Consider the following 20,558-nt stretch of genomic DNA (forward strand, 5'->3'; position numbering starts at 1 on the left):
GTGCACAGGGTTGTGCACAGGGCCCGGGGGTGTGTCGGCGTCCGGCGGTACCGTCGGGACATGCTCAAACTCGCGGTGGTCGAAGGGGTCCTGGAGCGGATCACCTACGCCAATGAGGAGAACGGCTATACGGTCGCCCGGGTCGACACCGGCCGCGGCTCCGGTGATCTGCTGACCGTCGTCGGCTCGCTGCTGGGCGCGCAGCCCGGCGAGTCGCTGCGGATGGAGGGCCGCTGGGGCTCCCACCCGCAGTACGGCAAGCAGTTCACCGTCGAGAACTACACCACCGTGCTGCCCGCCACCGTCCAGGGCATCCGGCGCTATCTGGGCTCCGGCCTGATCAAGGGCATCGGGCCCGTCTTCGCCGACCGCATCACCGAGCACTTCGGCCTGGACACCCTGCAGATCATCGAGGAGGAGCCGAAGCGGCTGATCGAGGTCCCCGGCCTCGGCCCGAAGCGCACGAAGAAGATCGCCGATGCCTGGGAGGAGCAGAAGGCGATCAAGGAGGTCATGCTCTTCCTCCAGACGGTGGAGGTGTCCACGTCCATCGCCGTGCGGATCTACAAGAAGTACGGCGACGCCTCGATCTCGGTCGTGAAGAACGAGCCGTACCGGCTGGCCGCCGATGTCTGGGGCATCGGTTTTCTGACCGCCGACAAGATCGCCCAGTCCGTCGGCATCCCGCACGACAGCCCCGAGCGGGTCAAAGCCGGATTGCAGTACGCGCTGTCCCAGTCGACGGACAACGGCCACTGCTTCCTCCCCGAGGAGCAACTGATCGCGGACTCGGTCAAGTTGCTCCAGGTCGACACCGGCCTGGTCATCGACTGCCTGGCCGAGCTGGCCGACGAGGAGGGCGTGGTGCGCGAGAGCGTGCCGGGCCCGGACGGCGGCGAGCCGGTCACGGCCGTGTATCTGGTGCCGTTCCACCGCGCCGAGATCTCCCTCGCCGGCCAGGTGCTGCGGCTGCTGCGCGGCGGGGAGGACCGTATGCCCGGCTTCCAGGACGTGGACTGGGACAAGGCGCTGGCCTGGCTCGCTCAGCGCACCGGGGCCGATCTGGCCCCCGAGCAGAGCCAGGCCGTCCGGCTCGCGCTGACCGAGAAGGTGGCGGTGCTGACCGGCGGGCCGGGCTGCGGCAAGTCCTTCACCGTGCGGTCCGTGGTGGAGCTGGCGCGCGCCAAGAAGGCCAAGGTGGTGCTCGCGGCCCCCACCGGCCGGGCCGCCAAGCGGCTGGCCGAGCTGACCGGCGCCGAGGCGTCCACGGTCCACCGGCTGCTGGAGCTCAAGCCCGGCGGGGACGCGGCGTACGACCGGGACCGGCCGCTGGACGCCGATCTGGTGGTGGTGGACGAGGCGTCCATGCTCGATCTGCTGCTGGCCAACAAGCTGGTCAAGGCGGTCCCGCCGGGCGCCCATCTGCTCTTCGTCGGGGATGTGGACCAGCTGCCGAGCGTCGGCGCGGGCGAGGTGCTGCGCGATCTGCTGGCCGACGGCAGCCCCGTCCCGGCGGTGCGGCTGACCAGGATCTTCCGCCAGGCCCAGCAGTCCGGCGTGGTCACCAACGCCCACCGGATCAACTCCGGTGTGCCGCCGATCACCCACGGCATGCCCGACTTCTTCCTGTTCGCCGAGGAGGACACCGAGGCCGCCGGGAAGCTCACGGTGGATGTGGTGGCCCGTCGGATCCCCGCCAAGTTCGGCCTCGACCCGCGCCGAGATGTGCAGGTCCTGGCCCCGATGCACCGCGGTCCGGCGGGTGCCGGGACGCTCAACGGCCTCCTCCAGCAGTCCATCACCCCCGCCCGGCCCGATCTGCCCGAGCGGCGCTTCGGCGGCCGGATCTTCCGCGTCGGCGACAAGGTGACCCAGATCCGCAACAATTATGAGAAAGGGGCCAATGGGGTCTTCAACGGCACAGTCGGCGTCGTCACCTCCCTCGACAGCGATGAGCAGCGCCTGACCGTGCTGACCGACGAGGACGAGGAGGTGGCGTACGACTTCGACGAGCTGGACGAGCTGGCACACGCCTATGCGGTGACCATCCACCGCTCACAGGGCAGCGAGTACCCGGCCGTGGTCATTCCGGTGACCACCGGCGCCTGGATGATGCTGCAGCGCAATCTGCTGTATACGGCGGTGACCCGCGCCAAGCGCCTGGTGGTGCTCGTCGGCTCGCGCCGCGCCCTGGGACAGGCGGTGCGCACGGTGTCGGCGGGCAGGAGGTGCACCGCACTGGACCACCGGCTCGGCTCGTTCGGCACCTGAGGTTCGGTGAGCTGCGGTGGATTCGGCCATGAAGTTCGTGCGTGAGGTTCGCGGCGAACGTGTCAGGAGGGTTTCCGGACCGTCACGAACGGGGCAGGATGGCCGTGGGAGCGGCACTCAGTGCCGCCAAAAGGGCCTTCAGCCGACCCCGAGTGCACGTTCAGCGTCCGAATGGGGGAAGGTGGGGGGAGTCAGGGCACCTCGAAGAAGAGAAGCAGACTTGTCGGTGAGGGATGACGTGAGTGATAACTCTGTAGTACTGCGGTACGGGGACGGCGAATACACCTACCCGGTGGTCGACAGCACGGTCGGCGACAAGGGCTTCGACATCGGCAAGCTTCGCGCCCAGACCGGTCTGGTGACCCTGGACTCCGGTTACGGCAACACCGCCGCCTACAAATCCGCGATCACCTATCTGGACGGTGAGCAGGGGATCCTGCGCTACCGCGGCTACCCCATCGAGCAGCTGGCGGAGCGTGCCACGTTCCTCGAGACGGCCTTCCTGCTGATCAACGGGGAGCTGCCGACCGTCGACGAGCTGGCCGAATTCCGCGACCAGATCACGACGCACACGCTGCTGCACGAGGACGTCAAGCGGTTCTACGACGGCTTCCCGCGTGACGCCCACCCGATGGCGATGCTGTCGTCCGTGGTCAGCGCGCTGTCGACGTTCTACCAGGACAGCCACAACCCGCACGACGAGAAGCAGCGTTACCTCTCCACGATCCGGCTGCTTGCCAAGCTGCCCACGATCGCGGCGTACGCGTACAAGAAGTCCGTCGGCCACCCGTTCGTCTACCCGCGTAACGACCTGGGCTACGTCGAGAACTTCCTGCGGATGACCTTCTCGGTCCCGGCGCAGGAGTACGAGCTCGACCCGATCGTGGTCAGCGCCCTGGACAAGCTGCTGATTCTGCACGCCGACCACGAGCAGAACTGTTCGACCTCCACGGTCCGCCTCGTCGGCTCCTCGCAGGCCAATATGTTCGCCTCCATCTCGGCGGGCATCAACGCGCTGTGGGGTCCGCTGCACGGCGGCGCCAACCAGTCCGTGCTGGAGATGCTGGAGGGCATCCAGGCGTCCGGCGGCGACGTCGACACCTTCATCCGCAAGGTGAAGAACAAGGAAGACGGCGTGAAGCTCATGGGCTTCGGGCACCGCGTCTACAAGAACTTCGACCCCCGGGCGAAGATCATCAAGTCGGCGGCGCACGACGTCCTCTCGGCCCTCGGCAAGTCCGACGAGCTGCTCGACATCGCGCTCAAGCTCGAAGAGCACGCCCTCGCCGACGACTACTTCGTCTCGCGCAAGCTCTACCCGAACGTGGACTTCTACACCGGTCTGATCTACCGGGCGATGGGCTTCCCGACCGAGATGTTCACGGTCCTGTTCGCGCTCGGCCGGCTGCCGGGTTGGATCGCCCAGTGGCACGAGATGATCAAGGAGCCGGGCTCCCGCATCGGCCGTCCGCGCCAGATCTACACGGGCGTTGTCGAGCGCGACTTCGTCCCGGTGGAGCAGCGCTGACACCGGGTGCCACCCGGGCCGGGGGCACCTCCCAGCGGTAGCTGGGGGCGAACCGAGCCCTGAAGAGGTGCAGAAAGCGCCCCGCTGCCGATCCCCCCACGGGTCGGAGCGGGGCGCTTTCCATTCCCGGTTACGGATTCCCCCCACGGGATCCGGCCGGGGGTCTGTTGGCCGCGTAAAGCCCACAGAAGCCCACACTGTTGTCGCACGCGCACAACGCGAGCTGCCGGGACGCGTACGTACGGGAGGGCCGCTCAAAGCTCCCCGGGTACGTCGCCCCGGCCACGCGTAGTGGGATCCGTCCCCCAAGACGAACCCTCACCGCCCCATTAGACTCCCCACCCCCGGCGATGGTTACGTTCGGCCGCCTGTGATCTGCGTCTCTTGCCATATGGGGGCGTAAAAGGGCAAGAGCCACGTTCTGAATATCAAGGCTCCGGTGTATGGGTGTTGTGCGGCTTATGGGGACTTGGTGAATCTATGGAGATTCGGTGAAGGTCCGCAGCCGCAGGCTGTTGGTGACCACGAAAACCGAGGAGAACGCCATCGCGGCGCCCGCGATCATCGGGTTGAGCATCCCCGCCGCGGCGAGCGGCAGCGCGGCGACGTTGTAGCCGAAGGCCCAGAAGAGATTGCCCTTGATGACGGCCAGGGTCCGGCGCGCCAGCCGGATCGCGTCCGCGGCGACCCGCAGATCGCCCCGTACCAGCGTCAGATCCCCGGCCTCGATGGCCGCGTCCGTCCCGGTGCCCATCGCCAGGCCCAGGTCGGCGGTGGCCAGGGCGGCCGCGTCGTTGACGCCGTCGCCGACCATCGCGACCGTACGGCCCTCCTCGCGCAGCCGCCGGACCACGTCCACCTTGTCCTGCGGCAGCACCTCGGCGATGACCTGCTCGATGCCCACCTCCCGGGCCACCGACTCGGCCACCAGCCGGTTGTCGCCGGTCAGCAGCACCGGGGTCAGGCCGAGCCCACGCAGCCGGGCCACGGCCTCGGCGCTGGTCTCCTTGACCGCGTCGGAGACCACCAGCACGCCCCGTGCCCGGCCGTCCCAGGCCACGGCGGCGGCCGTACGCCCCTCCGACTCGGCCTCCCTTTTTGCGGCCGCCAGTTCCCCGGTCAGCTCGGTCCCATGGGCCGCGAGCAGCTTCTCCCGGCCGACGAGGACGGTGTGTCCGTCCACGGTGCCCTGGACGCCGAGCCCGGGGATGTTCTCGAAGCCGTGGGTGTCCGGCAGGGGGCCGGTGCGGGCGGCGGCCCCCTCGGCGATGGCGCGGGCCACGGGGTGCTCCGAGGCGTGCTCCAGGGCACCGGCGAGCCGCAGGAGCTCGTCCTCGGTCACGCCGGGGGCGGTGTGCACGCCGTACAGCCGCATCCGGCCCGTCGTCACCGTGCCGGTCTTGTCGAGGACGACGGTGTCCACCCGGCGGGTCGACTCCAGGACCTCGGGGCCCTTGATCAGGATGCCCAGCTGGGCGCCGCGCCCGGTGCCGACCATCAGGGCGGTCGGGGTGGCCAGGCCCAGGGCGCACGGGCAGGCGATGATCAGTACGGCCACGGCGGCGGTGAAAGCGGCGGTCGGGTCGCCGGTCAGCAGTAGCCAGACCAGCAGGGTGCCGACGGCGATGAGGACGACGACCGGCACGAAGACCCCGGAGACGCGGTCCGCGAGGCGCTGCACCTCCGCCTTGCCGTTCTGCGCGTCCTCCACCAGCGCGGCCATCCGGGACAGCTGGGTGTCGGCGCCGACGCGGGTGGCCTCGACGACCAGGCGGCCCGCGGCGTTCACGGTCGCGCCCGCCACGCTGTCGCCCACCGCGACGTCCACCGGCACCGACTCGCCGGTCAGCATGGAGCCGTCCACGGCCGAGGCACCCTCGACCACCGTGCCGTCCGTGGCGATCTTCTCGCCGGGGCGCACCACGAAGCGGTCGCCGACGGCCAGCCGGGAGACCGGGATACGGACCTCCCTGCCCCCGCGCAGCACGGCCACGTCCTTGGCGCCCAGCTCCATCAGCGCCCGCAGCGCGGCGCCCGCCCGGCGCTTGGCCTTCGCCTCCAGATAGCGGCCGAGGAGGATGACGACGGTCACCCCCGCGGCGGCTTCCAGGTAGATCGAGGACGACCCGTCCGTACGCGCGACGGTGAGGTCGAAGCCGTGGCGCATGCCCGGCATGCCCGCGTCGCCGAAGAACAGGGCCCACAGCGACCAGCCGAAGGCGGCGAGGGTGCCGAGGGAGACCAGGGTGTCCATGGTGGCCGCGCCGTGCCGGGCGTTCGTCCAGGCGGCCTTGTGGAAGGGCAGACCGCCCCAGACCACGACGGGCGTGGCGAGGGCGAGGGACAGCCACTGCCAGTAAGTGAACTGCAGCGACGGCACCATCGCCAGGAGGACGACGGGCGCGGAGAGGGTGAGCGAGACCAGGAGGCGGTGGCGCGGCGCGTCGGTTTTCGCTTCGGCCTTTGCTTCGGTCTTCCCTTCGGCCTTCGCTTCGGTGCGCGCGCTGGTCTCCGCGCCGGCGGGGGCGGCTGCTTCGCTCTCTGTGGCCGCTCCGGGCTCCACCGTGGCACGGTCGGGCGCGGCTTCGGGCTCGGGCTCCGGCTCAGGTTCGGACTCGGGTTCTGCGGGTTTCGGCGGCTCAGCGGTGTAGCCGGTTTTGACGACGGTGGCGATCAGATCGGCGATCTCGATCTCGCCGCCGTAGGTCACCTTGGCCTTTTCGGTGGCGTAGTTGACCGTGGCGGTGACGCCGTCCATGCGGTTGAGCTTCTTCTCGACCCGCGCCGCGCAGGAGGCGCAGGTCATACCGCCGATGGCGAGCTCCACCTGGGAGGTCGCTGCCGCTTGCGGCGGGACCTGCTCCGCCGTCGGTGTCTGCTCCCTGGCGGCTTCCGGGGCCGTGCTGGTCATTCTGGGTCTCCTGGGAGGAGGGCCGGGCCGTGCGGGGCGCCGCCGCGCGGCCCGATAGGGGTGTCCTCGGGCGGTCAGGCCCGGCCGGTGAGTTCGTAACCGGCCTCGTCGACGGCGGCGCGCACGGCCTCGTCGTCGAGCGGGGCGGCGGAGACGACGGTGACCTGGCCGGTGGCGGCGACGGCCTTGACGGAGCTGACGCCGGCGATGGCGGAGATCTCCTCGGAGACGGCGCCCTCGCAGTGTCCGCAGGTCATGCCGGTCACCTGGTAGACGGTGGTGATGCCGGACGCGGTGGTGGCCTCGGAGCTCATGTCTTCTCCTGTGCGGTGAGCGGGTGGGCAGCGGCTGTGTTCATCGGTGTCCAGGGGACGCCGGATCCTCCTGTGTCCCCTGACAATGACAGCATAATACCCCTAGGGGGTATGACGGGAAGGGTGTCGCCCGCCGGGTGTGATTCAACGGACTCCGGTCGACGGGCTCCGGCCGACGGCCGGCGGTCGACGGGCGGCGGTCAGGGAGTGCGGGACGGCGCCTCCGTGCCGATGATCGGGGCGAGATAGCCGTGGAGGGAGGCCTTCAGCTCCTCGATGTAGGCGACCTGCTCCTCGCCCTCATGGGCGAGTACGAGCTCGAGGCCGGCCTTGAACAGGGAGAACGTCATCGTCGCGGTGCGGGTCCTGCGCTCGGGGGACAGCTCGGGCTGGATGAACCCGATCAGCTCCTCGATGCGGGCGTGCAGGGCCACATGCAGCGCGTCCTGGTCCTCGGCCATGATGCCGGGGATGTCACCCGAATGGATGAGTGTCAGGAAGACGGGGTTCTGGCAGTTGAACTCGACCAGCGGGTCGACGACCGCGTCCAGCATGTCGCCGAGGGGGAGCGCGGCGTACTCGGGGGTGAAGACCACGCCGTGGGCCTCGCGCATCTGGTTGGTCAGGCGCTCGCCGAGCTCGACGGCGATGGCCTCCTTGTTCGGGAAGAACTGGTACAGCGTGCCGGGGGAGACGCCGGCCTCGCGGGCGATGGCGTTGGTGCTGGCCGAGGTGTAGCCCGTCCTGCAGAACACGTTGGCCGCGGCGTCGAGCAGCTGCTGGATACGGCGCTCGCCGCGCGCCTGCCTGCGGCGCGGCTTCGCCTCACCGGCGGGCTGTCCTGCCTTGGTCTCGGTCACGCGGTTATCCCCAGCTCTCGGTAGTTCATTGACAAACGCGAGTACCCGCTCGCATTCTTGAGAAATGCGAGCGGTCGCTCGTGTTTGCCGCTCCTTGGGCAATCGTCGACCCATGCTGCCTGCCTGCCGTCGCACCGGTGAGGCCCGCATGGACACAGGTGAAGGGGACACCCCGCTATGACCGTTGTCAACCGGCCGCACAGGGGCCGGACGCGAGGCTGGACGGGAGTGGTGACCGCCCGCCCGCGGCTGACCCTGCTGCTCGTCCTGCTGTTCACGGCGCTGGCCGTCGTGGCCGGAAGCGGGGTGGCGGACCGGCTGGGCAGCGGAGGTTGGCAGGACCCTGCCGCCGAGTCGGCGTACGCCACGAAGGCGCTCGAGAAGCACTTCCCCGCCTCCCAGCCGAATCTGCTGCTGATGGTCGACAGCGGCAAGGCGACGGTCGACGCCCCGGCGGTCGCCGCCGAGGGCCGGGCCCTCGCCAAGAAGCTCGCGGGCGAGGAGTCGGTCACCGGCGTCACCTCCTACTGGGACGGGGCCGCGGCCCTGCGCGACCGGGACGGGCGCGAGGCGCTGATCGCCGCGCGGATCGTGGGCGACGAGAGCGCGGCCGCGAAGGTGCTGGACCGCATAGCCCCCGCCTACCGGGGCGACCACGGGCCGGTGAAGGTCACGATCGGCGGCGCGGTCGCGGTGCGCCATGAGCTGCAGACCACCATCCAGGAGGATCTGCTGCGGGCCGAGATGATCGCCCTGCCCATCACCCTGCTGCTGCTCGTCATGGTCTTCGGCAGCGCCGTCGCGGCCCTGCTCCCGCTGGGCGTCGGCATCATCGCGATCCTGGGGACCGACGCCGTGCTGCGCGGCCTCACCGAGTTCACCGATGTCTCGGTGTTCGCGCAGAACCTGACCACCGCGCTCGGCCTCGGGCTCGCCATCGACTATGCCCTGTTCATCGTGCGGCGCTTCCGGGAGGAGCTGGGCCAGGGCGCGGAAACGCTGCCCGCCATCGCCACCACGCTGCGCACCGCTGGGCGCACGGTGCTGTTCTCCGCGATGACCGTCGCCGTCTCGCTCGCCGCCATGCTGGTCTTCCCGCAGTACTTCCTGCGCTCGTTCGCCTATGCGGGCATCGCGGTGGTGGTGATCGCCGCGGCGGCCGCGCTGGTGGTGCTGCCCGCCGCGCTCGCCCTGCTCGGCGAGCGGGTGAACGCGCTGGATCTGACCCGGGTGTTCCGCAGCCGCCGCTCGGAGCGGGGCGAGCCGGGAGCGGGCTGGGGCCGGGTGGCCCGGCTGGTGATGCGCCGGGCGCCGCTGTTCGCGCTGGCCACCGTCGCCGGTCTGGTGGTCCTCGGACTGCCCTTCCTGCGGGTGGAGTTCGGCACCGCCGACGACCGTCAGCTGCCCGCGAGCGCCGAGTCCCATGTGGTCCAGCAGCACATCAGGGAGAACTTCCCCGGCAGCCCCGGCGGGTCGATCGACATCCTGATCGACTCCCGGCCCGGCTCCCGGCCCGACCCGGCGGGCCTCGCCGACTACAGCGGCAAGATCTCGGCCCTGCCCGGAGTGGCGCGTGTGGACAGCCCGGCCGGCCAGTTCGCGGGCGGCCGGCGGGTGGCGGAGCCCGGCCCGGTGGAGGCGGCGCGCGCAGTCGGCGGGGCGGCGTATGTCACCGTGCTGTCCAAGGGCGAAAGCGTGGACCAGGCGAGCCAGCAGCTGGTGCGCGACATCCGCGCCCAGCACCCGCCGTTCACCGCCTCGGTCACCGGGGTCGCCGCGGTGCTGGTGGACAGCAAGGACTCCATAGCCGACCGGCTGCCCTGGGCCCTGGCCATCATCGTCGTCGTCACCCTGCTGCTGGTCTTCCTGCTCACCGGAAGCGTGCTGATCCCCCTCCAGGCGGTGCTGCTCAACGCCCTCAGCCTCACCGCGATGTTCGGGGCGGTGGTCTGGGTCTTCCAGGAGGGGCACCTCTCCGGCCCGCTGTCCTTCACCAGCACCGGGGATATCGAGACCACGCTGCCGGTGCTGATGTTCTGTGTGGCCTTCGGTCTTTCCATGGACTACGGCGTCTTTCTGCTCTCCCGGATCAAGGAGGAGTACGACCGCACGGGCGACCACCGCGCGGCCGTCGAGTTCGGCGTGCGGCGCACGGGCGGGCTGATCACCGCCGCCGCGGTGATCCTCGCCGTCGTCATGGTCGCCATCGGCACCTCGCGGGTGACCAACACCAAGATGCTCGGCCTCGGTATCGCCCTGGCCGTCCTGATGGACGCCATGGTGGTGCGCAGCCTGCTGGTGCCCGCGGTGATGCGGCTGACCGGCCGGGCGACCTGGTGGGCCCCGGGCCCGCTGCGCCGGCTGCACGCCCGTATCGGCCTCAGCGAGGGGGAATCCGCCGGCCCGGCGACCGGCGCCGCCCCCGTCGAGGAGGCCGGCGGCGCCGAGCCCCGCGCCGAGCGGGTGACTGTCCCTTGACCCGCTATCCCTATCCCTTGACTGCGCCCGAGAGCATCCCGGAGATGAAGTGACGCTGCAGAAAGACGTACAGGAGCACCACGGGCAGGGCGACGATCACCGAGGCGGCGGCCAGCAGCGAGAACTGGGTGGTGTGCTGGCCCTGGAAGAAGGCCAGCCCCAGCGGCACGGTCCGCTTGGCCTCGTCGGTGATCATGACCAGCGGAAGCAGAAACTCGTTCCAGGTCCACATGAACACCAGCATCGCCATGGTCAGCAGGGCCGGCCGGCCGGCGGGCACCAGGATCCCCCAGAGCACCCGCCAGTCCGAGGCGCCGTCGAGCCGGGCCGCCTCGATCACGCTGCGCGGGACCGAGCGGAAGAAGTTCCGCATCCAGAAGACGCCAAAGGCGAGCGACTGGGCGGTCTGCGGCAGGATCAGCGACCAGTAGGTGTCGCTCAGCCCCGCATCGCGCAGATCGAAGTAGAGCGGAATGACGAACGCCTCGGGCGGGACCATCAGCCCGACCAGGGTGAGGTAGAACAGCGCGGACCGGCCCCGGTACTGGAAATGGGCGAAGGAGTAGCCCGCGAGGATCGCCAGCACGCTCGTCAGCAGCACCACGCTGACCGCGACCAGCACGCTGGAGCCCAGATATGTGCCGAAGTGGCCCTGGGACCAGGCGGCGGTGAAGTTCCCCCAGTCCAGGCTGGACGGCCAGGTGAAGGAGGACGAGGACTCCTCGGCCGGGGTGAGGGCGGAGGACACCACCCCGACCAGCGGCAGCAGCGCGAGGCCGGCGAAGACCGTCAGGATGGCGTAGTTCAGCGCGCGTTCACGCCGGGTGATCATCGGCTCAGGACCCCTCTTCGGACTCGTCGGGCTGAAGCCTGGTGATCAGGAAGGTGAGGACAAGGATCAGCAGGGTCAGCGCGACCGCGATGGCGCAGGCGGAACCGACCTGGCCGGTGTTGAAGGCCCGGTTGTAAATCTGATACGCGGGCAGGCTCGTGGAGTTGCCGGGGCCGCCGTGGGTGGAGACGTACACCAGGTCGAAGGTGCGCAGTGCGGCGATCACGGTGAGGGTGAGGGCCACCGTGATCTGGCCGCGCAGGCCGGGAAGGGTGACGGCGAAGAACTCCCGGACGGCCCCGGCGCCGTCGACCTTCGCGGCCTCGTACAGCTCGCGGGGTATCTGGCCGATCCCCGCGGTGAACAGCACCAGGCACAGGCCGACCTCGAGCCAGGTCCCGATCAGGCCGACCGCGGGCAGGGCGGTCGAGAAGTCGCCGAGCCAGGCGCGGGTGACCGACTTCAGGCCCACGGCCTCGAGCACCTGGTTGAGCACGCCGTCGGGCGCGTAGATGGCCGTCCACGCGGTCGCGGTGACCACTTGGGCGATCACCTGCGGCAGGAAGAGCAGCGCGCGGAACACCGAGACGCCGCGCATCCGGGCGGCGCGGGTGGTGGCCGCCGCGAGCACCAGCGCGATGGCGACCGGGATGGCCGCGTAGAAGAGGAGGAGGACCAGGGAGTGGACAAAGCCGTCGCGCAGCAGCGGATCGCCGACGATCTCGGCGTAGTTGGCCGCGCCGGCCCAGGTCGAGGCGGACAGACCGTCCCAGTGATACAGGGAGATCTGCACCACCTGGCCCAGCGGGATCAGGATGAACAGGGTCAGCACGGTGAGGGCGGGCAGGGCGTACAGATAGCCCTTCCAGTTGCCCTTCGAGGACCGGTGGCCGCGGCGCCCGGCCGGGCGCCCGGTGCGGGCGCCGGCCGGGCGCTGCTTGCGCGCGGTGGTACGGGAAACGGTGATCGACATGGTCGGGCGGGACCTATCGGCTCTTGAGGAAGGAGTCGTGGTCGGTCTGCAGCGTCTGACCGAACTTCTCCGGGCTGATCTGCCCGGCCATCAGCTCCTGCACGGCGGCGGTCAGGGTGTCGTAGAAGGTCGGCGTGGTGTAGTCGAGGTAGGGCAGCAGTCCGTCCTTCTCGCTGACCGACTTCCAGGCGGCGAGCACATCGGCGTGGACGGTGCCGGACCGCGGGGAGTAGGAGGCGGGCGGCAGGGCGGGGAGGTTGCCGTTGTCGGCGCTGACCTTCATGCCCGCGTCGTTCACCAGGAAGTCGATATAGGCCGCGGCCACATCGGGGTGCTTGGACTTGGAGGTGACCGCCCAGGCCAGGCCCTCGCCGCCCTGGGTCACCGGGGTGTCCCCGGCCTTGGGGGCCAGGGCGGTGAAGCCGAGCTTGTCCGCGCCGCCCATCTGGGTGGCCAGACCGGCGGCCTGCCAGGTGCCGTCGACCAGGAAGAGGGACTTGCCCTTGGCGAACGCGGTGGCGGCCTGGTCCTTGCTCTGGCCGTTGAAGCCCTTCGTCAGATAGCCCTTCTCGGCCCAGTCCCGCAGGACGGTGGCGGCCTTGACGGTGCCCGAGCCGGTCCACTTGGCGCCTTCGGAGAACACCAGCTTGCGGACCTCGGACTTGCCCGCGGTCAGGGCCTGCACGACTCCGAGCAGATGGATGCCCGGGCTTTTGTCGGCGTTGCCGTAGGACAGGGGCAGCAGCCCGGACGCCTTGGACTTGGCGAGCGCGGTCTGGAAGTCCGCCAGGGTCTGCGGGGGCTTGAGGCCCAGCGACTTGAGCTTGGCCCTGTTGTAGTAGACGCCGACGATCTCACCGGTCTGCGAGACGCCGTAGAGGTTGCCGGTCTTCCAGGTCTTGCCGTCGGCGGAGAACCTGTTGAGGTCCAGCAGCTGGGCGGGGTAGGCGGTGTCCCAGTGGTACGCCTTGGCGTAGCGGTCGACGGGCTGGAGCAGCCGGGCCTTCACGAAGGTGCCCATGTCGGGGTAGCCCTGGTTGGCCTGGACGACGTCGGGCGGGTTGGCGGAGGACATGGCCAGCTTCAGGGTGGTCTTCAGGTCGGCGAAGGACCGGGAGACGCGCTTGATGGTGACGTTCGGGTACTTCTTCATGAACGCGTCGTTGAGCGCCTTGGTCGAGCCGTCGGAGCCGGCCTCGGTGTTCTGGTCCCAGACGGTGAGGGTGACCTTGCCGGCCTTCGCGGGATCGGTGGAGACGGGGCCCGCGGTCTTGTCCGCGGTGTCGCCCGAACCGCTGGTGGAACCGGGAGCGCAGGCCGCGGCCGCGGTGAGACAGGCGGCGGCGAGCGCCAGGGCGGTGTATCGGCGGCGGTGAGTGCCACGGCGAGTGCCGCGGCGGCCCGAGGACGGCGTTCTGTCGTTCATGAGTCGTTCTCCTGGTGCTGGTGGGCGGCGTCCTGGTGGGCTTTCTGGGGGGCGGCGTTCTGGGAGGCGGCGTTCTGGAGGGCGGTCCGGATGACGGCGCGGTCCTGGTCGGGCAGTTCACTGCCGGGCAGCCGGTCGACGAACGCGCGGATGGCGGCGGGGGTGGGGGCGCTCGCGGCGCCGCCGAGCGTCCGTACGGACATCGAGGCGCAGATCGCGGCGTATCTGAGCCGGGTGGTGAGCGGCCAGTCGTCGTGGAGCAGGGCGGTCACCAAGGAGGCGGTGAAGACGTCGCCGGCTCCGGTGGGATCGGCGGCGGTGACCGGCGGGGAGGGGATACGGAGCAGACCGCCGGAGTCCGGGTCGACGCTGACGGCTCCGTGGGGGCCGTCGGTGACGACGACCAGCGGGACGTGGTCGGCGAGCACCTTGACGGCCTTCTCGACGGTGTCGGTCCGGGTGTAGTTCATCGCCTCGGTGGCGTTGGGGACGAACACGTCGACGTCGCCGAGCCGGGTGAGCAGGTCCGGGGACCACGTCCCGGTGGAGTCCCAGCCGACGCCGCCGACCACGAGCGTGCCGCGGGCGCGCAGTTCGGTGGCCCAGCCGGGCAGCGGCTCGGCGATGCCCAGGTGCAGGATGCGCACCCGCGGCAGTTCCCCGGCCCAGGTGTCCGGGCGGCCGGCGCCGTCCTCCTCGTAGGTGATGAAGGCGCGGTCGTGCTCATTGGCGACGGCCACCGTGATCGGGGTGTGCACGGAGGGGTCACGCCGTAGCCAGCGCAGGTCCAGGCCCGGTTCGGCACCGAGGACGGCGGCGAGGTGGTCGCCGAACAGGTCGGTGCCGATCACGGCGAACAGCCCGGTCGCAAGGCCCTGCCGGGCGGCCGCGACGCAGCGGGTCGCGGTGCCGCCGGCGACCACCGCGAACCGGTCGGCGTAGACCTCGCTGCCGGGCGAGGGGAGGTGCGGGACACCGCCGAAGACGAGGTCGCAGAAGACCCCGCCCGCGAAGAGAGCATCAAGCAAGGGAGCACCTTTCCATGCGCCGTCCAAGCGCCGTGCATGCGTCGTCCAAGCGCCGTCCATGTGCCGATGACACGGCGGCTGTGACCGGTGGGTGCTCAACTATGAGCAATGAGATCGGCTGATGACAAGATTCGGTCAGTAAAGTGATTGTTTCTTGCCACGATGACCGAAGTCAGTCATCGGTGCTACCGTCACTGCGTGACTTCGAGAAATCGGCATGCGAGAATCGTGGAGTCGCTGCGGGCGACCGGCGTCGCATCGGTGCGCGACCTGGCCGAGAGCCTGCAGGTGAGCGAATCCACCATCCGGCGTGATCTCAAGCAGCTGGATCAGGACGGAGAGCTGGTACGCACCTACGGCGGCGCTGCCCTGACCATGCGCCAGCCCGAGGCGCCGTTCGATGTCTCGGCGGCGAAGGACCGGGCGATGAAGGAGCGCATGGCCGAGCAGGCCGCCGCGCTGGTCCCCGACGACAGCGTGGTGGTGCTCGACATCGGCACCACCACCCCGCTGCTGGCCCGCCGGCTGCGCGGCCGTCCGGTCACCGTCATCACCAGCAGCCTGGCGGTGCTGGACGAGCTGCGCGACGACGACACCGTGCGGCTGGTGCTGCTGGGCGGTGTACTGCGGCGCAACTTCCGTTCGTTCGTCGGCTCGCTCACCGAGACCGCGATGCGCCAGGTCAGCGCCGACCTGGTGTTCCTCAGCTGCACAGGGGTGCGCTCAGGCGGCCATGTGGTGGACAACATGGCGGTCGAGGCGCCGATCAAGCAGGCCCTGATCGAGGCCGCCGACCAGGTGGTGCTGCTCGCCTCCGAGGCGAAGTTCCCCGGTTCGGGCTCCTTGCGCCTGTGCTCCCTCTCCGATGTCGACGTCCTGATCACCACGCAGGGCGCCGATCCTCAGACCGTCCAGCTCTGCCGCGAGGCGGGCGGAAAGGTGATCTCCGCATGAAACTGTCCATCCTTGGCGGTGGCGGCTTCCGGGTGCCGTACGTCTACCAGGCCCTGCTGCGTGACCAGGGCTCCCCGCGCATCGACGACGTCTGGCTGTACGACACCGACGCCGAACGGCTCAAGGCAATGACCGACGTGCTCGCCCGGTTCGCCGACGGCCACCCCGACGCCCCGAAGGTCACCGCGACCACCTCGCTCGACTCCGCCCTGGAAGGCAGCGACTTCGTCTTCGCCGCCATCCGGGTGGGCGGTCTCGCGGGCCGGGTGTGCGATGAGCGGGTGGCGCTCGACCTGAACGTACTCGGCCAGGAGACCACCGGGCCCGGCGGCCTCGCCTACGGGCTGCGGACCATCCCGGTGATGATGGACATCGCCCGGCGGGTGCGGGAGCTGGCGCCCAAGGCGTACGTCATCAACTTCACCAACCCCGCGGGGATGATCACCGAGGCGATGCAGAGCGTGCTCGGCGACCGGGTGCTCGGCATCTGCGATACGCCGTCCGGCCTGGGCCGCAGGGTCTCCACCGCGCTCGGACTCGACGCCTCCCGGGCCCAGTTCGACTACGTCGGCCTCAACCACCTGGGCTGGATGCGCCGGGTGCTGGTGGACGGCGAGGACGTACTGCCTCGGCTGCTCGCCGACGACGACCTGCTCGGCGACTTCGAGGAGGGCGTGGTCTTCGGCCGCGAATGGCTGCGCGACCTGGGGCTGATCCCCAACGAGTACCTGTACTACTACTACTTCAACCGGGACGCGGTACGGGGCATCCTCGACGCCCCGCGCACTCGCGGTGAGTTCCTGTCCCGCCAGCAGGGCGAGTTCTACGAGCGGGTGACGCAGGCGGCCGGCGCGTCGCCGGTGGAGCTGTGGCGCGAGACGGTCGCCAACCGCAGTGCCAACTACATGGCCGAGGCCAAGGGCACGGTGCAGGGCGAGACACCGCCCGATGAGGCGTTCAGCCCCGACCCCGCCCACCAGGGGTACGCGGGGGTGGCGCTCTCCGTCATGGCGGCGATCAGCCGCAATGAGCGCGCCACGATGATCCTCAACGTGCGCAACGGCACCACGATCGCCGCGCTGCCCGCCGACGCGGTGGTCGAGGTGCCCGTGACGGTCGACGCCAACGGCGTCCACCCGCTGGCCACGACACCGCCCGACCTGTCCCAGGCGGGGCTGATGCAGCAGGTCAAGGCGGTGGAGCGGCTGACCATCAGCGCCGCGCTGACGGGGTCCCGGGCGGACGCGGTCAAGGCGTTCTCGCTGCACCCGCTGGTCGACTCGGTGACGGTCGGCCGGAAGCTGCTGGACGGCTATATCGACCGCATCCCCGAGGTCGCGGCGGTGTTCCACCGCTCCGCCTGACGGCGTCCGCCCGGGGGCCTAGTCTCTGGGATCACGCCGGGAGCGGTTGCCGGGTCTGAGGGTCACCCAGGTCCGGATGGTGTCCGCGTACCAATACGGCTTGCCGCCCTCCACGTGATCGGGGGGCGGCAGCAGGCCGTGCTTGCGATATGACCGTACGGTGTCCGTCCGCACACTGATGTGCGCGGCGATCTCCTTGTACGACCAAAGCCTCCGGTCGGTCATCTCTCGCGCCTTCCTGCGGGCGCCGCAGTCAACGGTCCGCCAAGGGCCGTTGGGGGGAGCTGCGGCGCGACCGCTTGTGATCACTCAGCCTGTGCCCGGTCAACGACGGTGAGTGACGCCCGGATAGGCGTTGTTGAACGTCTGTGACGGAAGGATCGCGGAGATGTGACGGCCGTGACAGCCGAGTGACCCAGCGGGACAACGCAGGGTGACCCAGCGTGAGAACACCGGGTCACCCTGCCGCACTGTGCGAGGTGGCTCAGCCGTGGAACGGCTCAGGTGTAGAACGACTCAGGCGTAGAACGCGGGGCGCTCGATCATCTCGACCGCCGTGCGCTCGCCCGTGGTCTGGGCCCGGACCCCCGCCGCGCTGACGGCGGCAGCGGCATAGCCGTCCCAGGTGCTGGGGCCCTCCACCTCGCCGCGCCGGGTGGCGTTCACCCAGGCCTGCACCTCGCGGTCGTACGCCTCCTCGAAGCGGGCCACGAAGTCCGGGGCGATCTCGCCGCCCCAGCCGCCCGTGCGGTTGATCAGCATGCCGTGGGCGTCGCCGACGCGCGCGGTGCCGCGCTCGCAGACCGCCTCGGCCTGCACCTGGTAGCCGAAGCCGCAGGTCGCGAAGATCTCGACGTTGACGAGTGAGCCGCCGTCGGTCTCGAAAATCACCAACTGCGGGTCGCTGAGCCCTTCGGGGGCGTGTGCGCTGGGGGTCGGGCGCAGCACGGTCACCGCGGTGATCTCCTGCTCCAGCAGCCAGCGGGACTGGTCCATCTCATGCACCACCGAGTCGGTGATGAGCATGTCGCTGGTGAAGTACGAGTGCACGGAGGCGTTGCGGTGGCGGCAGTGCAGCAGCAGGGGGCGCCCGAGCTCGCCGCCCGCGAGCAGCGACTTGAGCTTCATGAACTCGCTGTCGTAGCGCCGCATGAAGCCGACCTGCACCCGGCGATGGCCCAGCCGCTGCTCGGCCTCCAGCACCCGCAGCGCGGAGTCCGGGTCCGGGGTGAGCGGCTTCTCGCACAGCACCGGCAGGTCGTGCTCGAAGGCGGTCAGCAGCGCGGCCTCATGGGCCGGTCCCGGCGAGGCGATCAGTACGGCGTCCACGTCCGGCGCGGCCATGGCGGCGGCCGGGTCGGTGTAGGCCGCGGCGCCCTCGACACCGTCGGCGACATGCTTGGCGCGTGCCTCGTCGATATCGACGACGGCGGCCACCCGCGCCCCGCTGATCACGTCGTTGATCCGACGGACATGATCGGCGCCCATCATGCCGGTCCCGATGACGGCGACCCCGAGCGTCCCCTGCTGCGTCATGGTGTGTCTTCTCTCCTGTTCCGGTGTGGCGGGCTGTTCCGGTGTGGCGGGTGAAAGCGTCAGGCGCCGCAGGAGCGCAGGAAGCGGCGGGTGCGCTGGGCGATCGGGAACGGCTTGTCGGGCGGGCAGGGGTACATGTCCTGCTCGACGATGGCGAACAGATCCACGTTCAGCTGCTGGGCCGCGGTCAGCACGGGTTCGAGGGCGGGGACGCCGTTCGGCGGTTCGCACATGACCCCGCGCTGGACGGCGGGCCCGAAGGGCACCTCGTTCTTGACGACGTCGGCCAGGATCTCCGGGTCGACCTGCTTGAGGTGGAGATAGCCGATGCGCTCGCCGTAGGTCTCGATGAGTTTGACGCTGTCGCCGCCGCAGTAGGCGTAGTGCCCGGTGTCCAGACAGAGGTTGACCACGTCGGAGTCGGTGGAGTCGAGGAAGCGGGCGACGTTCTCCTCGCCGTCGATGTGGGTGTCGGCGTGCGGGTGGACCACGATGTCGAGCCCGAAGCGCTCGCGCACCTGGCGGCCCAGCCGCTCCATACCGGTGGACAGATGGCGCCACTGCTCGGCGGTCAGCTGCGGGGGCTCGATCAGCTCGGCGGTCTTGTCGTCCCGCCAGAAGGACGGGATGACGACCAGATGGCGGGCGCCCATGGCCTGGGTGAGCCCGGCCACCTGGGAGACATGCTCCCAGGTGGCGTCCCAGACGCCGGGGCCGCGGTGCAGGGCGGTGAAGACCGTGCCCGCCGAGACCTTCAGATTCCGCCGGCCGACCTCCTCGGTGAGCCGCGCCGGGTCGCTCGGCAGATAGCCGTACGGGCCCAGTTCGATCCACTCGTAGCCCGCCTCGGCGACCTCGTCGAGAAAGCGCTGCCAGGGGACCTGCTGCGGGTCGTCGGGGAACCATACGCCCCAGGAGTCGGGGGCCGAACCGACCCGGATGCGGTCCAGGGCAGGTGCGGGGGAGGCGGCAGTCATGAAGGGGAACTCCTCTCACCGGTCGTCGGCGACCGGGGAAGGGGGCGTGCGGTGCGGGTGGGGCTGCGGTGCGGTGCTGCTGTGGTGCGGGTGGGGCTGTGGTGCCCGGGTGATGCTGTTTTGGGCAGCTTCATGGGCCGGGTGGCCATCCGTCAAGGTTTCGTCAGGACATTCGGACGTAAGGTCAGGATGTCAGGAGCAGGATGCCAGGAGATGGGGCGAGCCGGCGGGACGGGGATCAGGCGGAGGGGGTCTGCACCGTTTCCGGCAGCTCCTCCACATCGACCCCGCGGACCTGCGCGAGCTCATGCTTGAGCGCGGCCAGTTCGGCCCCGCCCGCCATGTGGTTGGTGAGCTCTTCCAGGGTGACGTCCGCACGGCCGGCGTTCAGCTCCAGCGCACCGAGCCTGAGCACCGAGAAATGGTCGCCCACCATATAGGCGTGGTGGGGGTTGTGGGTGATGAAGATGACGCCGAGCCCGCGCTCGCGCGCGGCGGCGATGTACTTGAGCACCACTCCGGACTGCTTGACGCCGAGCGCCGCCGTCGGCTCGTCCAGGATCAGCACCCGGGCGCCGAAGTACACGGCCCGGGCGATGGCCACCGACTGGCGCTGGCCGCCGGAGAGGGTGCCGACGGGCTGGTCCAGGTCGTCGAGGTGGATGCCCATGGCGGACAGCTCCTCGTCGGTGATCCGCTTCATCCGCTCGATGTCCAGGCGGCGTACGGGCCAGGGGCCGCGGGTCAGCTCGGAGCCGAGGAAGAAGTTCCGCCACACCGGCATCAGCGGCACGGTGGCCAGGTCCTGGTACACGGTGGCGATGCCGAGGTTGAGGGCGTCGCGCGGGTTGGACAGGCGTACCGGATTGCCGTCGACGAGGAATTCCCCCTCGTCGTGCTGGTGCAGCCCGGACACGATCTTGATGAGGGTGGACTTGCCGGCGCCGTTGTCGCCCAGTACGCAGGTCACCTGGCCCGGCCGTACGGCCAGGTCGATTCCGCTCAGCGCGCGGACGTTGCCGTAGAGCTTGCCGACTCCGTCGAGCCGGACCACCGGCTCCGGGCTTCGGCCCGCGGCGGCTTCCTTGGTCACGTTCGTGGCCATT

16 protein-coding genes are annotated in these 20,558 nt (G+C 70.1%); 5 read left to right on the forward strand and 11 right to left on the reverse strand.

What is annotated here, in order from left to right; all coding sequences use genetic code 11:
• Window positions 1-60: 60 nt before the first annotated feature.
• Both recD2 and ACWDSL_RS26395 read left to right on the forward strand, forming a co-directional pair.
• A complete protein-coding gene (recD2, locus tag ACWDSL_RS26390; RefSeq protein ID WP_450489403.1) occupies window positions 61-2,271 on the forward strand; it encodes an SF1B family DNA helicase RecD2 in 2,211 nt (736 codons plus the stop codon).
• A 238-nt stretch (window positions 2,272-2,509) separates the two neighbouring features.
• Window positions 2,510-3,799, forward strand: a complete 1,290-nt coding sequence (locus ACWDSL_RS26395; RefSeq protein WP_089506875.1) for a citrate synthase — start codon at window positions 2,510-2,512, stop codon at window positions 3,797-3,799.
• A 478-nt stretch (window positions 3,800-4,277) separates the two neighbouring features.
• On the opposite strand, the gene ACWDSL_RS26400 is transcribed toward ACWDSL_RS26395, so the two are convergent.
• From ACWDSL_RS26400 to ACWDSL_RS26410, 3 genes are all read right to left on the reverse strand, one after another.
• Complete coding sequence (locus ACWDSL_RS26400) at window positions 4,278-6,710, reverse strand: heavy metal translocating P-type ATPase (RefSeq protein ID WP_450489406.1); 2,433 nt, start codon at window positions 6,708-6,710, stop codon at window positions 4,278-4,280.
• A gap of 74 nt (window positions 6,711-6,784) precedes the next feature.
• A complete protein-coding gene (locus ACWDSL_RS26405) occupies window positions 6,785-7,024 on the reverse strand; it encodes a heavy-metal-associated domain-containing protein (protein WP_450489407.1) in 240 nt (79 codons plus the stop codon).
• A gap of 200 nt (window positions 7,025-7,224) precedes the next feature.
• Window positions 7,225-7,884 carry a TetR/AcrR family transcriptional regulator gene (locus ACWDSL_RS26410; protein ID WP_450489409.1) on the reverse strand — a complete coding sequence of 220 codons (660 nt, stop codon included), beginning with the start codon at window positions 7,882-7,884 and terminating at the stop codon, window positions 7,225-7,227.
• Window positions 7,885-8,061: 177 nt separating this feature from the next.
• On the opposite strand from ACWDSL_RS26410, the gene ACWDSL_RS26415 reads away from it, so the two are divergent.
• Window positions 8,062-10,362 carry an MMPL family transporter gene (locus tag ACWDSL_RS26415; RefSeq protein ID WP_450489411.1) on the forward strand — a complete coding sequence of 767 codons (2,301 nt, stop codon included), beginning with the start codon at window positions 8,062-8,064 and terminating at the stop codon, window positions 10,360-10,362.
• A 10-nt stretch (window positions 10,363-10,372) separates the two neighbouring features.
• Here the strand turns inward: ACWDSL_RS26415 and ACWDSL_RS26420 are convergent, their stop codons facing one another.
• Genes ACWDSL_RS26420 through ACWDSL_RS26435 form a run of 4 tightly spaced genes read right to left on the reverse strand, consistent with a single transcriptional unit; the run spans window position 10,373 to window position 14,621 of the window.
• Window positions 10,373-11,194 carry a carbohydrate ABC transporter permease gene (locus ACWDSL_RS26420; protein ID WP_450489413.1) on the reverse strand — a complete coding sequence of 274 codons (822 nt, stop codon included), beginning with the start codon at window positions 11,192-11,194 and terminating at the stop codon, window positions 10,373-10,375.
• Between the two features lie 4 nt (window positions 11,195-11,198).
• Window positions 11,199-12,167, reverse strand: coding sequence for a carbohydrate ABC transporter permease (locus ACWDSL_RS26425; RefSeq protein WP_450489415.1), 969 nt, complete (start codon window positions 12,165-12,167; stop codon window positions 11,199-11,201).
• A gap of 13 nt (window positions 12,168-12,180) precedes the next feature.
• On the reverse strand, window positions 12,181-13,593 hold the full coding sequence (locus ACWDSL_RS26430; protein WP_450489417.1) for an extracellular solute-binding protein: 1,413 nt from the start codon (window positions 13,591-13,593) through the stop codon (window positions 12,181-12,183).
• The gene (locus ACWDSL_RS26435; protein WP_450489419.1) at window positions 13,590-14,621 is read right to left on the reverse strand and encodes a carbohydrate kinase family protein; all 1,032 of its coding nucleotides are present in this window, start codon (window positions 14,619-14,621) and stop codon (window positions 13,590-13,592) included. Before ACWDSL_RS26435 ends, ACWDSL_RS26430 begins: the two co-directional genes overlap by 4 nt.
• 198 nt (window positions 14,622-14,819) lie before the next feature.
• On the opposite strand from ACWDSL_RS26435, the gene ACWDSL_RS26440 reads away from it, so the two are divergent.
• Window positions 14,820-15,575 (forward strand): DeoR/GlpR family DNA-binding transcription regulator, encoded by a 756-nt coding sequence (locus ACWDSL_RS26440; protein WP_450489421.1) that lies wholly within the window; start codon window positions 14,820-14,822, stop codon window positions 15,573-15,575.
• Window positions 15,572-16,939, forward strand: coding sequence for a 6-phospho-beta-glucosidase (locus ACWDSL_RS26445; RefSeq protein WP_450489423.1), 1,368 nt, complete (start codon window positions 15,572-15,574; stop codon window positions 16,937-16,939). Before ACWDSL_RS26440 ends, ACWDSL_RS26445 begins: the two co-directional genes overlap by 4 nt.
• A gap of 18 nt (window positions 16,940-16,957) precedes the next feature.
• Here the strand turns inward: ACWDSL_RS26445 and ACWDSL_RS26450 are convergent, their stop codons facing one another.
• From ACWDSL_RS26450 to ACWDSL_RS26465, 4 genes are all read right to left on the reverse strand, one after another.
• Entirely contained in the window at window positions 16,958-17,164 is a 207-nt protein-coding gene (locus tag ACWDSL_RS26450; protein WP_450489425.1) for a helix-turn-helix transcriptional regulator, read from the reverse strand.
• A 291-nt stretch (window positions 17,165-17,455) separates the two neighbouring features.
• Window positions 17,456-18,475, reverse strand: a complete 1,020-nt coding sequence (locus ACWDSL_RS26455; RefSeq protein WP_450489427.1) for a Gfo/Idh/MocA family protein — start codon at window positions 18,473-18,475, stop codon at window positions 17,456-17,458.
• Window positions 18,476-18,534: 59 nt separating this feature from the next.
• Window positions 18,535-19,452, reverse strand: coding sequence for a sugar phosphate isomerase/epimerase family protein (locus tag ACWDSL_RS26460; RefSeq protein WP_450489429.1), 918 nt, complete (start codon window positions 19,450-19,452; stop codon window positions 18,535-18,537).
• 238 nt (window positions 19,453-19,690) lie between these two features.
• Complete coding sequence (locus ACWDSL_RS26465; protein WP_450489431.1) at window positions 19,691-20,557, reverse strand: ATP-binding cassette domain-containing protein; 867 nt, start codon at window positions 20,555-20,557, stop codon at window positions 19,691-19,693.
• Window position 20,558 lies beyond the last annotated feature (1 nt).

The sequence above is a fragment of the Streptomyces sp. NPDC000941 genome (genome assembly GCF_053599555.1).

Bases quoted from the DNA above. Each gene is read 5' to 3' on its own strand.
- recD2 (WP_450489403.1), top strand. From the start codon at position 61: ATGCTCAAACTCGCGGTGGTCGAAGGGGTCCTGGAGCGGATCACCTAC.
- ACWDSL_RS26400 (WP_450489406.1), bottom strand. From the start codon at position 6,710: ATGACCAGCACGGCCCCGGAAGCCGCCAGGGAGCAGACACCGACGGCG.
- ACWDSL_RS26405 (WP_450489407.1), bottom strand. From the start codon at position 7,024: ATGAGCTCCGAGGCCACCACCGCGTCCGGCATCACCACCGTCTACCAG.
- ACWDSL_RS26415 (WP_450489411.1), top strand. From the start codon at position 8,062: ATGACCGTTGTCAACCGGCCGCACAGGGGCCGGACGCGAGGCTGGACG.
- ACWDSL_RS26420 (WP_450489413.1), bottom strand. From the start codon at position 11,194: ATGATCACCCGGCGTGAACGCGCGCTGAACTACGCCATCCTGACGGTC.
- ACWDSL_RS26425 (WP_450489415.1), bottom strand. From the start codon at position 12,167: ATGTCGATCACCGTTTCCCGTACCACCGCGCGCAAGCAGCGCCCGGCC.
- ACWDSL_RS26430 (WP_450489417.1), bottom strand. From the start codon at position 13,593: ATGAACGACAGAACGCCGTCCTCGGGCCGCCGCGGCACTCGCCGTGGC.
- ACWDSL_RS26445 (WP_450489423.1), top strand. From the start codon at position 15,572: ATGAAACTGTCCATCCTTGGCGGTGGCGGCTTCCGGGTGCCGTACGTC.
- ACWDSL_RS26450 (WP_450489425.1), bottom strand. From the start codon at position 17,164: ATGACCGACCGGAGGCTTTGGTCGTACAAGGAGATCGCCGCGCACATC.
- ACWDSL_RS26455 (WP_450489427.1), bottom strand. From the start codon at position 18,475: ATGACGCAGCAGGGGACGCTCGGGGTCGCCGTCATCGGGACCGGCATG.
- ACWDSL_RS26460 (WP_450489429.1), bottom strand. From the start codon at position 19,452: ATGACTGCCGCCTCCCCCGCACCTGCCCTGGACCGCATCCGGGTCGGT.
- ACWDSL_RS26465 (WP_450489431.1), bottom strand. From the start codon at position 20,557: ATGGCCACGAACGTGACCAAGGAAGCCGCCGCGGGCCGAAGCCCGGAG.